The organism is bacterium (assembly GCA_037143175.1).
Lineage (GTDB): Bacteria > Verrucomicrobiota > Kiritimatiellia > CAIKKV01 > CAITUY01 > JAABPW01.
Genome location: JBAWZF010000002.1, coordinates 121,321 through 136,553 on the forward strand (window position 1 = coordinate 121,321; position 15,233 = coordinate 136,553).

Here is a 15,233-nt window from a genome sequence, read left to right on the forward strand (position 1 = left end):
CCCTATCGTCCGCAACGATCTGATTAGGTATGAATTATGAAGAGCCTGTCCAAAAAATTCAAGCATCATTAATCAATGATCGAAATTCAGAAACACGCTCAATCTTCCTGGGCTTTAACGGCCTTGCGAACTCTCGGATCTTTTCGCAATCGAACAGTCTTGGGTGTGACTTCAACCAGTTCATCCTCGTTGATATAGGCAATGCAATCTTCCAGACTCATCTGGGTCGGCGGTGTGAGAATGATATTCTCATCCGAACCCGCCGCACGCATATTAGTGAGCTGCTTGCCTTTGGCCGGATTGACGGTCAAATCGTTATCCCGGCAATGCTCACCGACAATCTGCCCCTTTTGGACCCGAATCCCTGGTCCCATGAACAGCTTGCCCCGCTTCTGCAAATTGAAAAGCGCAAATGAAACGGTGGAACAGGTGTCCATGGAGATCAATACGCCATTTCTGCGTTTACGCATTTCCCCGGCAAAGGGACCATATTCGAGGAAAATATACGTCAATACCCCCATCCCTTTGGTGTCCGACATAAACTCGGACTTAAACCCGAGCAGACCCCGCGTGGGAATCCGGTATTTGAGCCGCGACATTCCGGTGCCCTTCTCCATCTCAAGCATGATACCCTTACGCGCCCCGAGTTTCTCGATCACCGTCCCCATGTATTGCTCAGCCACATCAATCGTAAGCTCTTCATACGGCTCAAGCATTTTGCCGTCCACCTGCCGGTAAATGACATTTGGACAGCTAACCTGGAATTCATAGCCTTCCCGCCGCATCTTCTCAATCAGAATGGATAGATGGAGTTCACCACGCCCGGATACCTTATGCCCGGATCCGTCGGCCAGCACCTCAACCTCCAACGCCACATCGTACAGGGCTTCCCGCTTCAGTCGATCGGCAACATGAATCGAGGTGACAAAAGTGCCCTCGGTGCCGGCAAACGGGGAGTTGTTGGGAATGAAATTCATCGAAAGCGTGGGCGGATCAACCGGGATCGAAGCCACGGGGCGGGGAGACTCCGGATCTGTATAGGTATCGCCAATCGCCACCGTATCCAGCCCGGCTACAGCGACCACTTCTCCCAGTCCGGCATGTTCCGTCTCAACCTTCTGATTACAATTGAAGCGATAAAGCTTGGTAATGCGCGTGGGGGCTAACTTACCCGCCATATTAGCCACCACCACGGGCATACCCACCTTGATGGAGCCTGAAGTGATTTTACCAATACCCAACCGTCCCATAAACGGTGAATGGTCAATAGAGCTCACCTGCAATTGGAGTGGCGCATCAACATCGCCACTCGGCATGGGAATATACTTGATGATGGCGTCAAGTATGGGCCGCATATCCGTGCCCTGTGTATGAGAATCAGCCGATGCAAACCCGCCGATGGCGGAGGCATAAATGGTGTGAAAGTCGAGGGCTGCATCATGGGCATTCAACTTTACGAACAGGTCAAACACATGATTGACCACCCAATCAATCCGGGCCGCAGGTTTGTCGATTTTATTCACAACCACAATCACGGGAATATTACGCGCCAGCACCTTCTTCAACACGAAGAACGTCTGAGGCATCGGCCCCTCCTGAGCATCCACCAGCAACAGCGCGCCGTCAGCCATCTGTAATACGCGCTCAACCTGTCCGCCGAAGTCGGCATGTCCGGGCGTATCGATAATATTGATCGTATGCTCCCCGTACTGAAAGGAGCCATTCTTGGAGGCAATGGTGATGCCGCGTTCACGCTCAAGATCCATAGAGTCCATCAGTCGCTCTGCGACCGCCTGGTTGTCTCGGAACATACCGCTCTGCTGGAACAGTTTATCAACAAGGGTGGTCTTGCCATGGTCAACATGCGCTACAATGGCAACATTTCGAATAAGGTCAGGTCGATACATATTTGCTTATTTACTTTCAGGGGGGGGATCGCCAGCGGGGGACTTACGACAACTCACCAGCACGGAAATACATTACCTGACCTGAGGGCAACTGTCAAATCGCCCTGAAAATAAACCGCCCCAGACGGCTCGGCAGGGACGCCTCGCCCTACCGGAATACGAGTGATTCCTCAAGGTAGGGCGAAGCCTCCGGCTGAGCCGTGGCGTTCAACAGGCTATCAGGGAAGACTTACGCTTTTGCTTTTTTCGGATCGAACCCGTATTCCGCAAGGATCTTGGCCACCTGCTCTGGCTTGACCCCGGCATAAACTTTCTCATCAACGATCATTACCGGTGCCAGGGCGCAGGCCCCGACACATCGGGCAACATCGATCGAGAACTGGGCATCCGCCGTGGTCTGGCCCACATCAATGCCTAGCAGGTCTTTTAGCTTGCTCATCACAAGCCCTGCACCCTTCACAAAGCACGCTGTTCCCATGCAGAGGGAAATCCGGTGCTTACCCCGGGGGGTAAAGTTGAAGAAGTGATAGAAGCTTGCCACGCCTGTGACCTTGGTCGAGGGAATCTGCATCAGGACGGACACGGCATCCATATGCTCTTTGGCTAGAAAGCCAAAGTGATCCTGCACTTTATGCAAAACGGAGATCAGGTGACTGTCAGCATTTTTCTTTGTGGAACATTCCGCAATATAGCTAACAATCGATTCCGGAAAGATCGCCTTGGCCTTGTCCTGTTCCTTTTTATACAACTCTGACTTCATTTCACACCTCTTGGATACTTGGGTTCATAGTGGGTATGCAACAACTCATGGCAAAGATGGCTGTTGGGCGCCCCCAGGAAATTCTCATACAACAACTCAATAGCCGGGTTCTCATGCGACTTCCGCAGGGACTTGCTTCCGTCGATTGAATAGAGCGCCCGCGCCCGCAAGCGGCCCAGTTCAGGATCCAGCACATGCATCCCATTCGGCGGATACGGCTGGCCGCCACCCGCAACACACCCGCCCGGACACGCCATAATCTCGATGATATGGTATAGTTTCTCACCACTCACCACGCGATCCAGGAGATGCTTGGCATTCTGTAACCCGTTAGCCACCCCAATATTAATCGTCATGCCATTGATTTCAACAGAGGTTTCCTTGACCCCCTCAACGCCACGGACATTCTCGAAATCCAGATTTTCAAGTTCTTGACCTGTAATCTTCTCATACGCCGTACGAAGCGCCGCTTCCATCACGCCGCCCGTGGCACCGAAAATGTCGGCCGCACCGGATGAGACGCCCAGCGGAGAGTCATACATACCGTCTTCCAGGTTATGGAAATCCACCCCGAGGCATTTCAGCATCCAGATCAATTCGCGCGTGGTCAGCACGGCATCCGTGTAGGGCTTGCCCCACGGAGCCATATGGGCGGGACGACTGGCCTCAAACTTTTTCGCCGTGCAAGGCATCACCGCCACCACAAAGATGTTCTTCGGGTCTATCCCCATCTGCTGCGCATAATAGGTCTTCAGCAGTGTTGACAGCATGCTCATGGGCGATTTGCAGGTCGAAGTCAGCGGAATCAACTCCGGGTAGAAACGCTCCATGAAGTTCACCCAGCCCGGCGAGCAGGAGGTGATCAACGGGAGCCGCTCTTTTTTCTGGACTCGGGTGATGAATTCAGCGGACTCCTCCATAATGGTCAGGTCGGCGCCGAAGTTGGTATCAAACACCTTGTGGAACCCGGCACGCCGAAGGGCCGTCACCAGTTTTCCGGTCACCGGGGTTCCTGGCCTGAACCCAAATCCTTCCCCAATCGTGGCCCTGATAGCCGGAGCCGTATGCACAACAACATGCAAGTCGGGGTTGGCCAAGGCTTCAAACACCGACTCGGTGGCATCCTGTTCGGTAAACGCCGCCGTGGGGCAGACGTTGACGCACTGTCCGCAATGGATGCAAACAGAGTCAATCATATTGCACTCGTGCGCCGGCGCCACCACGTTGTGGAAACCACGGTTCTGGACGCCCAGATTGTGGACTCCCTGTACTTCTCCGCAGACGCGGATACACCGCCCGCACAGAATACATTTATCCGGGGTACGTTGAACCGGCGACGACTCGTCCTTCTCAAAATGCTTGCGTTCACCCTGGAACAACCGCTCGCGCACACCTAGATCATAGGCCAGCTTCTGCAATTCACACGTCCCATTGCGTCCGCAGGTCTGGCAATCCATCGGGTGATTGTCCAGAATCAGCTCCACCACATCGCGACGCAACCGGCGCAACAACGTGGATGAGGTCTTAACTTTCATGCCTTCCGCGACCGGGAAGGAACAGGATGCGACCGGATTACGCTGACCCTCCACTTCCACCAGACAAACCCGGCAGGCACCCACGACACTCAGATCCGGGTGATAACAAAGACTGGGAACATCAATATTGATGGATCGCGCGGCCTGAAGAACAGTGCTCTTTTCAGGCACCGTCACCTTGACACCATCAATCCATAAAGTTACTTTTTTTTCTGTTGTCATAACTATTTCCTCTTCACCGCATCAAATTTGCATGCTTCAAAACATTGCCCACATCGAATGCATCGAGAGGCGTCAATGGTATGAACCTCTTTCGGCTTCCCACTAATGCAAGCCACAGGACATTTTCGTTTACAGGCCCCACACCCGATACACTTCTCAGCAATAATGGTGTAAGAAAGCAGGTGTTTACAGACCCCGGCAGGGCAACGTTTCTCGCGGATATGCGCTTCGTACTCTCCACGGAAGTGCTTGATCGTGCTGATCACGGGATTCGGCGATGCCTGACCCAACCCGCACAGGGATGTCCGCTTGATGGTATCCCCCAGGCGAAGGAGCTTCTCAATATCACCCTCGACCCCCTTGCCGTCCACAATCCGCTGGAGGATCTCAAGCATGCGCTTCGTGCCTTCCCGACAGGGTGTGCATTTGCCGCAGGATTCATCCTGGGTGAAATCCAGGAAAAACCGCGCCATATCCACCATGCAGGAATCCTCATCAATCACGATCATCCCGCCGCTGCCCATCATGGAACCAGCCGCCGTAAGCGATTCGTAATCAACCGGGGTATCAAGACACGAGTCCGGAAGACATCCCCCGGCCGGACCACCCGTTTGAACCGCCTTGAATTTCTTGCCGTCCCGGATTCCGCCGCCGACCCCGTAGACTACGTCACGCAGGGTAGTGCCCATAGGTACTTCGACCAGTCCGGTATTGCAAACCTTACCTGCCAGTGCGAACACCTTCGTGCCCTTACTCTTTTCGGTACCAATGGATGCAAACCACTCGGGACCATCCAGAATGACCACAGGAATGTTGGCAAACGTTTCAACATTGTTAATGACCGTGGGCTTGCCCCACAAACCGCAAACCGCCGGGTACGGTGGCCGTGGACGGGGCATGCCCCGCTCGCCCTCGATGGATCGAATTAAAGCGGTTTCTTCACCGCACACAAAAGCACCTGCGCCCAACCGGATCTCGATATCGAAATCCCAGTCGGTTCCGAAAATGCTCTTTCCGAGGAAACCAGCCTTGCGAGCCGCATCGATGGCAACTTCAAGCCGTTTGATGGCCAGAGGATACTCCGCACGGATGTAGACATACCCCTGTTTCGCACCAATTGCATAACCGCCAATGATCATCCCCTCAACGATGGTATGGGGGTCACCCTCAATGGTACTGCGATCCATGAATGCACCGGGATCGCCCTCGTCAGCATTGCAGATGATGTATTTATCTTCGCTCTTCTGAACCGAGGCAAAGTTCCATTTCACGCCAGTAGGGAATCCACCGCCGCCGCGCCCGCGCAAACCGGACTTGGTTATCGAATTCACAACGTCCTGCGGCTTCATCTCCGTCAGCACCTTCACCGCTGCCTGATACCCGCGGACGACAAGATATTCATCCAGGCTCTCGGGATCAATCACACCGCAATTACGCAACGTCACACGCATCTGCTTGCCGAAGAAGTCCACATCGCCGAACACGGAGGAAAATCGATCGGCCAACCGTGGATCCGCCCAAAGTTTCTCTTCCTGGAATTCCCCGCCTGCTCGTTTCCCACGGGGCATCGAAAGGGATTGGACCGGCACACCTTTGAGAACATGCGACTCAAAAAACTGCCCCACTTTTTCAGGGTTCATGGCACTATATTTGATGGGCTCTGCACCTTTGGCAAACACCGTCATCACCGGCTCCATGTCGCAACGGCCCGTGCAACCCACACGGCTCAAGGTGACATCTTTCACCTTATGCTGGTGAATCAGTTCCTCGACCCGCTTGAAGACCTCATTGGCACCTGCAGCATTTTCACAGGTTGCCGAGCCTACTGTAATCCGGATTTTTGAGCTTAACTTCTCCTTTTGCAGCCGCTGTTCGGCTTTCCGTCGAAGTTCAAGCAATTGTTCCATTGGTTTACTCATAAGTATTCCCTTTTTATCACCTTTAATTATTGAGAAATAGCTGAATAACGTATCCCCTCTCATCTTGTCAAACGATTAACGTTAAATAATTAACATTTTTAATTCTTCCTGATAATTTAGATATAGTTCGTGAAAAAAATCACGATATTATCGCCTCTGAATTTTGCTTCATCCCCAGCAGAAATCATCAATAACCTTTCATTTACATCTTGTTTCCGTTATTCATTTTGAACACTGATTTTATGGAGTAATGTCAATGGCCAGAACAATACGTTTGAATAAACGCCCCGAGTGGAAAGCTTTGAAAAAAAACGCCGAGATCATCAAAGGCACCCACTTGCGGGATCTTTTTCGTGATGATCCTACCCGCGGAAAACGCTTCGCCATGGAGGTCTGCGGGCTCTACCTTGATTATTCCAAAAACCGGATCAACGATGAATCCCTGAAACTCCTGCTCGACCTCGCCCGTGCTTGCCAGATAACTGAGGCTGCCCAGGATATGTTCAGCGGTAAGAAAATCAATCAGACCGAGAACCGCTCTGTTCTCCACATCGCTCTGCGTAACCGGGCCAACACCCCGATTCTAGTTGACCGCAAAGACGTCATGCCTGAAGTGAATGCAGTTCTCGAAAAAATGACCGCCTTTTCCCGTAAAGTGCGCGCCGGGGAATGGCTTGGCTTCACAGGCAAACCCATCCGCACCATCGTTAATATCGGCATCGGCGGCTCGGATCTGGGCCCCGTCATGGCCTATGAAGCCCTGAAGGCCTACTCTGACCGTAATCTCACCTTCCGGTTCATCTCCAATGTGGATGCCACCCATTTCGCGGAATGTACGCGCGATCTTAATCCGGAAGAGACGCTTTTCATTGTCGCCTCCAAGACCTTCACCACACAGGAGACCATGACCAACGCCGAAACGGCGCGGGCCTGGTGCCTGAACACGCTTAAGGATCCCGCCGCGGTAGCCCGTCATTTCGTGGCACTCTCCACCGCCGCCAACGAGGTCAGCACCTTTGGCATCGATACCGCCAATATGTTTGGCTTCTGGGACTGGGTGGGCGGCCGCTACTCCCTCTGTTCTGCCATCGGATTGCCGGTTATGCTGGCCATCGGCCCTGAAAAGTTCATCGAGTTTCTCGAGGGGTACCACGCCATGGATCGCCATTTTATCGAAGCCCCCCTGGAGCAAAATGCCCCAGTTATGCTGGCTTTGCTTGGCTTCTGGTACAACAATTTCCTAGGGGCCGAAACCCATGCGATCCTCCCTTACGACCAGTATCTTCATCGGTTTGCGGCTTATTTCCAGCAGGCGGACATGGAAAGTAACGGCAAGGGCTGCGACAAACAGGGCAAGTCGGTGCAATGGCAGACAGGTCCCGTCATCTGGGGCGAACCGGGCACCAATGGCCAGCACGCCTTCTATCAGCTGATCCATCAGGGGACCAAGCTGATTCCCTGCGACTTCATCGGCTTCAGCAAGAGCCTGAACCCTATTGGGGATCACCATGATAAGTTTATGGCCAACTTCTTTGCCCAAACTGAAGCATTGGCGTTCGGTAAGACCGAAACGGATGTCATCGCAGAAGGTACTCCTGCCAAGTTGGTCCCGTTTAAAGTCTTTAATGGCAACCGGCCAACCAATACCATTCTGGCAGAGAAACTGACCCCCCGCATTCTGGGCTCACTGATTGCCCTTTATGAACACAAGATTTTTGTTCAAGGTGTGATTTGGAATGTCTTCTCGTTCGATCAGTGGGGCGTCCAATTGGGCAAGGTGTTAGCCAACAAGATCCTCCCCGAACTGCAAGCCTCAGAGGCAACCTTGACCCACGATTCGTCAACGAATGAATTGATCCGCCGGTACAAAGCTGGAAAATGAAAAACATTCTTTTAATTGGCCATGATGGACAGGTGGGCTTTGAGTTGCAACGGGCTCTGGCCCCACTGGGGCACGTGACCGCCGTCTGCTACCCTGCCATTGATTTCTCAGACCCCGACTCCATCGTCCGGATTGTTCGCGAGGCAAAGCCCAATCTGATCGTCAATGCGGCAGCCTATACCGCTGTCGACAAAGCCGAATCGGAACCGGTTCTGTGCCGGAAACTCAATGCTGAGGCCCCGACCCTTCTGGCAGAAGAAGCCCTGCGGCTGGGCGCAGGGTTGATCCATTACTCCACCGACTTTGTCTTTGATGGCACCAAGCAGCACCCTTACGTCGAGACCGATCTACCCCATCCCCTCAGCGTCTATGGGGCCACCAAATTGGAAGGCGATCGCGCCATCCAAGCCTCTGGCGTCCCCCACCTTATTTTCCGACTCGCCTGGATCTATGGTTTGAGGGGCAAGAATTTCCTGCTGACCATGCGCCGTCTCGCCAATGAAGGCAAACCCCTGCGCGTGGTAAGCGACCAGATTGGCTGTCCCACCTGGTGCCGCACCATTGCCGATGCCACGGCCACTGCCCTCTCAAACGTCCGGGCGCAGGATGGATCCTTCGACTTGACCGGAGTCAGCGGTCTCTACCACTGTGTATGCGCCGGACAGACTTCCTGGCACGGCTTTACCCGCGCCTTTACACCAGCCGACATTCCGGTCGTCCCCATCACTACTTCCGATTATCCCACACCCGCCCGCCGCCCTTCCTACTCCGTCATGAGCTGCAATAAATTTTCCCAGACATTCGGGTCTCCTCTGCCGAATTGGGAACAGGCTTTGAACGACTGTCTGCGTTCATAAAACGCCATTACTTAACCGATTAAGCGTCCCGTTTTAACCTGCCATTCGATCCGGGGCAAAACGCTTCGGACTCTTCCGCTACTTACTATCATGCCAGAAACTTTCTCTACATAAGATTGCAAATAATGAAAGTTTGTGTACAGTGTTATGCAAATGCAACCGATGAAACAGTTAGAGCAAGTGCTGGCAGAGTTGGCTGACGGTGAGCATTATCTATTTTCATCATCAGATCTTCAGGGAGCGCTCCCTCTACAAAAAGATATGGCGGTACTTCTCAGTAGAGCCGAAAAGTCGAGGATTATAAAGAGGATTTGCAGGGGCATCTATCTTTACGCCCGAGCTGACTACCCACGTGGACTGATGTTGTTTCATGTGGCAGCGCTCCTGCGGGCTGGTGAATTCAACTATATCAGTCTCGAAACCGCCCTCAGCGATGCCGGGGTCATTTCCCAGATCCCTATGAACTGGATCACCCTGATGTCGTCAGGCCGCAGTAACGTGATCCACTGCGGCGATTTCGGGCGCATTGAGTTCGTCCACACAACACAAAAGCCGGATGACGTAGCGGACCGCCTCATTTATGATCCGACTTGCCGACTCTGGCGAGCGGCTCCATCCTTGGCCCTCAGGGATATGCGTGCTACCCGCCGTAATAAGGATCTCATCAACTGGGAGGTGGCTCGTGAACTTATTTGACCATTTGGTTCAGCAGGCAATGACCGCAAAACCCGAACTCACTCCTGTGCGGGCGGTTGTCGAAAAAGAACTTCTTCATCACGATATCCTGAGGGAAATGAGTACAGCTGGTTTGCTTGCCGGCATGACCTTCATTGGGGGAACCTGCTTGCGGGCATGCTATGGCTCTCCGCGTTTAAGTGAAGACCTTGATTTCACTGGCGGAAAAAACTTTACACGTGACACACTAGGCGTACTGGCCGGCACTCTTGTAGAGGGACTGGAAAAGAAATATGCACTGAAGGTTCAAGTCGATGAGCCGGTTAAGGAAACATCGGGGGTAGATACTTGGAAAATGACTTTACTCACTCATCCTGAAAGGCGGGATTTACCACCACAACGTATCCACATTGATATTTGTGCCATTCCCAGCCACGATAGAAGGCCGATGATGTTAAGAAATCTCTATGGCGTTGACATGGGAACCTCAGGATTAATCATCCAAGTGCAAAGCCGGGAAGAGATTCTTGCCGATAAAATGCTCGCCTTGGCTTTCCGCCCGAACCGGATCAAGAATCGGGATCTGTGGGATATCGTCTGGTTAAAACAGCAAGGCATTGCACTCCCGCTCAACTTGATCCCTGCCAAAATCTCGGATCATCGGCGCAACATCCCTGAATTCACAAAACACCTTGAGGCGCGCATGGTTAGTTTAAAAAACGATTCCAGGATGAGGAAAGCCTTTATTAATGAGATGCAACGCTTTCTTCCTCCACAGGTAGTTGTCGAGACGCTGGAGAAAGAAGCGTTTTGGGCCTTTCTCGTGGAACTCGTTCAAGGGGAAAGCATGCAAGCCATCGCCGCATCAGGAAAATAATGAGGGAAAGGAGACGCCGGCCATGGACCATAAAAAATTGGCCCTGATTCACATCGTGAAGGAGGAATTAAACCTTTCCGAAGATGAATACCGGGCAATCCTGCGACGAGAAGCGGGCGTAGACTCATCCAAGAACTTGACCGATGACTCGTTCCGGAAACTCATGCGCTTCCTGGTCCGTAGCCGACACTACACCACCAATCCCAATGGCCTGACCCTGCGACAAAAGCTTTACATTCGCCACCTGCAACAGGCGCTTGGCTGGCACGACGATCACTTGAGCAATTTCCTGCATAAATATCACCACTGCACAAACCTGACAGACCTCTCTCGCGCGGCCGCCAGCAAAACCATCCTCGCCATGGAGCATATGCTCTCGCATAGAGATTAAGCCGAGCCAAACCGGCACGAAGCTCCACTTGCGGGACGAATATATTGCATCTTCATTTTCTCGCTGGTTGCCATCAAGGAGTTGTCTGCATCTGGACAGACTCGGAAACGACAACGCGGAAACGACCATTGACAGCCCCCTGATTCCCCTTTATCTTCCCGGCCGCATTAAGAGTAGTGGACATCCCGGAATGCGGTGAGAATCCGCAGCGATCCCGTCGCTGTAATCGGGGAGTCGGGTTTCTTGAGGTGGGCAGCCACCAGCCACTGGTCAGAGTTCATGCGTTCAGGCGCAGAAATCATGACCGGGAAGGCAAGATCCCGATGCCGATCCGAAAGCCAGAAGACCTGTCCACTCGCAAGACTTTTAGGAATCTGATGGAAAAAGGTTCCGACGCGCCGGCTAATACCGGGGCGTCGGAACCTTTTTTTATTTTTGGACATAACGCGATAGAGGACGTGTGAAGGATAACTGCATGAAAGCGGCCGTAATCAGACAGATCGGATCATTTGAAATCGAAAACCTACCACCACCTTCACCCGCACCCGGGGAAGTGCGAGTGAAAGTGGCGTTCGCCGGACTCTGCCGGACAGACCTCAAGCTCATTGAAGTTGGGCACCGCGATTTGGTACTACCCCGCATCCCGGCGGAGGAAGTGTCAGGTACGGTCGATGCCCTAGGCGACGGTACGGACCTCGATTGGCTGGGTAAGCGGGTATATGTCTATCCAGGTACCAGCTGCGGATCCTGTGGACCCTGCCGTTCCGGAGCCGGAAATCTGTGCGAGCACATGCAAATCATGGGCTTTCACCGTGACGGGGGATTCGCGGAATACGTCACAACTCCCGCCGCCTCCCTGATCGAGTTGGCTTCCGACCTGGACTTCGAGTCAGCCGTCTTTGCCGAACCCCTGTCCTGCTGTCTCAATGCCCTAGAACTCGCTCACCTCACGGCCGGGGAACAACTCGGTGTCTGGGGCGCAGGCCCGGCAGGGACGCTATTGGCCAGGGCCGGGGCAGCCATGGGGGCGACTCCTATTGTGATTGAGCCCGATCCCCGGCGACGGCTCCTGGCTGGCGGCGTGCAGGACCTCCCCCCAGGCATGGCGCTTGATGTCGCCATACCGGCGGTAGGCACACCCGAAGCCTATCATGACGCCTGGCTCAGATTGGGACCCCGCGGACGCCTCGTTATTTTCTCCGGCCTATCCCGCACCTCATCTTGCCAGTCAGTGGATTTTAATACCCTGCACTATCGCGAGCAGACCCTTGTTGGCGCCTATGGCTGCAGCTACCGCCATGGCGTCGCCGCCTTGAAACTGATCCGCTCCGGCAAGGTGAAGGTGGCCGACCTTATCAGCCATCGCATCCCGTTAAGCCGCCTCGCAGAAGGGCTCGATCTCGTCCGGCGTCGAACCGGCATGAAAATTTTAATTTACCCATAACTCAAAATAACCAGGAAAAATATCTCACCATGAGCACAAACGAAACTGATCTCAAGGCATTCGGACAGGCGATTCAAAAACTTATCTGCCGCCAGGACTTGAGCGAAACCGAAACCTACAGTCTCTTCAAGGAGATCCTGGAAAATCGCCAACCGGATCTCCAACAGGGGGCCTTCCTCGCCGCTTTGGTCGCCAAACGGGAAACCGCCGGAGAAATCGTCGGAGCGTGGCGGGCCATTCTTGAATTCGACACCACTCTGGCAACTGGCCCATTGCCCGACATCCTGTGCGAGAACTCGGGAACTGGTATGGACAAGCTTAAGACCTTTAACGTGAGCAGCGCCGCTGCGATTGTCGCGGCGGCTTGTGGGGTGGCGATGGCCCGCCACGGGGCACGTGCCCTGACCTCCTTCTGTGGGACAGTGGATATCCTCGAGTCTGTCGGCGTGGACGTGGAATGCGATATCGAAACAGTCACCGGCAGTATACGCCGTGCTGGCATAGGCCTCTACAACGGCATGAGCGGGAAGGTTCATCCGTCAGCCTTGGGGCGTATCCTCAGCCAGATTCGCTTCGGTTCCACCCTCAATATCGCCGCTTCACTGGCAAACCCCGCCCGACCGACCCACGCCGTCCGCGGGGTCTACTCGGAAGCCCTTCTCCCCCTTCTCGCAGAAGTCATGCCCGCCATGGGCTATGTCCGCGGCCTGGTCGTACACGGGCAGGACCGGCAGCACCCCGGCGGTATGGATGAGTTATCCATTACGGGGACGACGTTTATCAGGGAATTTACCGGACAAAACGTTCCCTCGATTTACCAGCTTGAGCCAGAAGATCTTGGCCTGAAAGCGGCCTCCTTCACCGACATTGCCACCACGGGAAATCTCATCACGGAACGTCGCCGCTTCCTGCACGTGCTGGCGGGGCGCGACACCGGTGCCTGCGCGGACTTCACCGCCCTCAATAGTGCCGCCGTATTGTTTGCCACTGGACGAGCCAACTCCATGGCCCAAGGCCTGAGCATGAGTCAGGAGACGCTTGGTAAAGGGGCCGCACTGGAAAAGCTCCGCGATTGGACGGTAGCCCAGACCTCATCCGGCGGCGGAGCATCCACCCTTGGCCAAGCGCTCCACGATGCCGGCCTGCCGTCCTGAAGGATGCCCTCACATATTTCTTGTTACCACGGATAGCATGTAAAAAGAACTTACCAACGCCGACGAGTTCTAATTCGATTCGGGATTCAACCTCCTTAATCCCGTTTCCTCTCGTTCCCATTACTTTCCATTTCCTTGATCTCCATCAAGGTCTTCTGCCCACCTCTCTGCAATCATGGTCCCATCAAGTACGGGAAAGATGGTGAATCAATGACTGCAAATATAAAGATTAATCCGGCGAACATGACCGATGTGGTCGGCTTCTATATCAAGGATGTGATTACCGCCTATCCGGCCGTGGGAGCCGTTCTGGAAGCGGCGGGAATCGGGTGCGTGACCTGCAGCGTCGGAACTTGTCTAATAAAGGATGTTGTCAGCATCCATAACTTGACCGAAGCTCAAGAACACTCCCTGTTCGCGGGAATTGCAGCGGTGATTTTTCCCGGCCGCACCATGGCACTACCTAAAACCGAGCGCAAGCTTCCACCCGCCGGCGCTAATAAACTTTCCCCGCCTCTTCAGGCGTTGGTGAATGAACACACCAACATCAAGCGTGTGCTGGCCCGAATTCCTGCCCTGGCTATCAGGATTCAGCAGGGACTCGATGCAGACACCCGCCAAACTGTTTCCGGGGTGATTGATTTCGTCCGGCAGTATGCAGATAAATATCACCACGCCAAGGAAGAGGATATCCTGTTCAAATACTTTGACGCAGGATCCGATATTCTGGCGGTTATGTATAAGGAACATGAGATTGGTCGCCAGCATGTCCGCAGCGCACTCACTGCACTCGAACAAGGCGATGCCAGTGCCATCATGGATCATCTCAACGCGTATGGCGTCCTTCTCAAAGAACATATCCGGAAAGAAGATGAAATCCTCTATCCCTGGATGAACCGCGAATTAACGGATTCGCAGGTAGGGCAGTTGTTTTCAAAATTCAGCACGGTGGATGAACAATTTGGCGCCAAGGCCAGTTTTTATCTTGGCATGGTGGATAAACTAGAAATGGGCTAACCCCAAATAGAGGAGAATGGTATGAGTCAATGTGGATGTCCCGGAAGTCAGACGATGGCTTTCAAACGAGATGATTCGGCGGCACCCGCCGGCAACGAAGTGGCTGTGAAATCACAACTGGCCCAATGGCCGATTCAGATGCATCTCATCAATCCCATGGCCCCTTATTATCAGGGTGCAGACGTTGTATTGACAGCCGACTGCGTGGCGTATGCGCTTGGCAACTATCACAGCGCCTATCTTAAAGGCAAATCCATTGCCATCGGCTGCCCCAAGCTGGATTCCGAACAGGAAGAGTATGTGGAGAAAATAAAATCCTGGATCGATGACGCCAAAATCAACACCTTGACAGTGATGATCATGCAGGTTCCCTGTTGCCGTGGCCTTCTGGCCCTTGCCAAACAAGGCGCCGCTCAAGCCACACGCAAGGTTCCCATCAAGTACGTCATTGTCGGCATTCAAGGCGACATCATTGAAGAAGCTTGGGCCTGAGATAACAGGAACAGGTGGCAGCCGACGTCTCGGCGGCTGCAGGGCCAGTATAGGGACCTTTGAAAGGCCAATGCGTTCGCCGGGGACGTCGAACGCCACCT

At 53.7% G+C, this 15,233-nt stretch carries 13 protein-coding genes and 1 riboswitch; of the genes, 9 read left to right on the forward strand and 4 right to left on the reverse strand.

Annotated elements, in window-relative coordinates; all coding sequences use genetic code 11:
• Positions 1-98 precede the first annotated feature (98 nt).
• The 4 genes from typA to nuoF form a co-directional block, all read right to left on the reverse strand.
• Positions 99-1,907, reverse strand: coding sequence for a translational GTPase TypA (gene typA / locus WCI03_01565; protein MEI8138535.1), 1,809 nt, complete (start codon positions 1,905-1,907; stop codon positions 99-101).
• A gap of 229 nt (positions 1,908-2,136) precedes the next feature.
• Positions 2,137-2,667 carry an NAD(P)H-dependent oxidoreductase subunit E gene (locus WCI03_01570; protein ID MEI8138536.1) on the reverse strand — a complete coding sequence of 177 codons (531 nt, stop codon included), beginning with the start codon at positions 2,665-2,667 and terminating at the stop codon, positions 2,137-2,139.
• On the reverse strand, positions 2,664-4,424 hold the full coding sequence (locus tag WCI03_01575; protein MEI8138537.1) for an NADH-dependent [FeFe] hydrogenase, group A6: 1,761 nt from the start codon (positions 4,422-4,424) through the stop codon (positions 2,664-2,666). The genes WCI03_01570 and WCI03_01575 overlap by 4 nt, the downstream gene beginning before the upstream one ends.
• A gap of 2 nt (positions 4,425-4,426) precedes the next feature.
• Positions 4,427-6,343 (reverse strand): NADH-quinone oxidoreductase subunit NuoF, encoded by a 1,917-nt coding sequence (gene nuoF / locus WCI03_01580; protein MEI8138538.1) that lies wholly within the window; start codon positions 6,341-6,343, stop codon positions 4,427-4,429.
• Between the two features lie 250 nt (positions 6,344-6,593).
• Here nuoF and pgi point away from each other — a divergent pair, with 250 nt between their 5' ends.
• The 9 genes from pgi to WCI03_01625 all read left to right on the forward strand — a co-directional run bounded on the left by pgi (position 6,594) and on the right by WCI03_01625 (position 15,132).
• Positions 6,594-8,225, forward strand: coding sequence for a glucose-6-phosphate isomerase (pgi, locus tag WCI03_01585; GenBank protein MEI8138539.1), 1,632 nt, complete (start codon positions 6,594-6,596; stop codon positions 8,223-8,225).
• Positions 8,222-9,082 (forward strand): dTDP-4-dehydrorhamnose reductase, encoded by an 861-nt coding sequence (gene rfbD, locus WCI03_01590; GenBank protein MEI8138540.1) that lies wholly within the window; start codon positions 8,222-8,224, stop codon positions 9,080-9,082. The genes pgi and rfbD overlap by 4 nt, the downstream gene beginning before the upstream one ends.
• Before the next feature lie 153 nt (positions 9,083-9,235).
• Complete coding sequence (locus WCI03_01595) at positions 9,236-9,778, forward strand: hypothetical protein (GenBank protein ID MEI8138541.1); 543 nt, start codon at positions 9,236-9,238, stop codon at positions 9,776-9,778.
• A 46-nt stretch (positions 9,779-9,824) separates the two neighbouring features.
• Positions 9,825-10,634, forward strand: a complete 810-nt coding sequence (locus WCI03_01600; protein MEI8138542.1) for a nucleotidyl transferase AbiEii/AbiGii toxin family protein — start codon at positions 9,825-9,827, stop codon at positions 10,632-10,634.
• A gap of 22 nt (positions 10,635-10,656) precedes the next feature.
• On the forward strand, positions 10,657-11,025 hold the full coding sequence (locus tag WCI03_01605) for a phage protein GemA/Gp16 family protein (protein MEI8138543.1): 369 nt from the start codon (positions 10,657-10,659) through the stop codon (positions 11,023-11,025).
• A 187-nt stretch (positions 11,026-11,212) separates the two neighbouring features.
• Positions 11,213-11,372, forward strand: a riboswitch (cobalamin riboswitch).
• A gap of 128 nt (positions 11,373-11,500) precedes the next feature.
• On the forward strand, positions 11,501-12,469 hold the full coding sequence (locus tag WCI03_01610; GenBank protein ID MEI8138544.1) for an alcohol dehydrogenase catalytic domain-containing protein: 969 nt from the start codon (positions 11,501-11,503) through the stop codon (positions 12,467-12,469).
• Positions 12,470-12,498: 29 nt separating this feature from the next.
• Complete coding sequence (gene trpD / locus WCI03_01615; protein MEI8138545.1) at positions 12,499-13,623, forward strand: anthranilate phosphoribosyltransferase; 1,125 nt, start codon at positions 12,499-12,501, stop codon at positions 13,621-13,623.
• Between the two features lie 210 nt (positions 13,624-13,833).
• Positions 13,834-14,640 (forward strand): hemerythrin domain-containing protein, encoded by an 807-nt coding sequence (locus WCI03_01620; protein ID MEI8138546.1) that lies wholly within the window; start codon positions 13,834-13,836, stop codon positions 14,638-14,640.
• Positions 14,641-14,661: 21 nt separating this feature from the next.
• Entirely contained in the window at positions 14,662-15,132 is a 471-nt protein-coding gene (locus tag WCI03_01625) for a 4Fe-4S ferredoxin (protein ID MEI8138547.1), read from the forward strand.
• Positions 15,133-15,233: the final 101 nt, after the last annotated feature.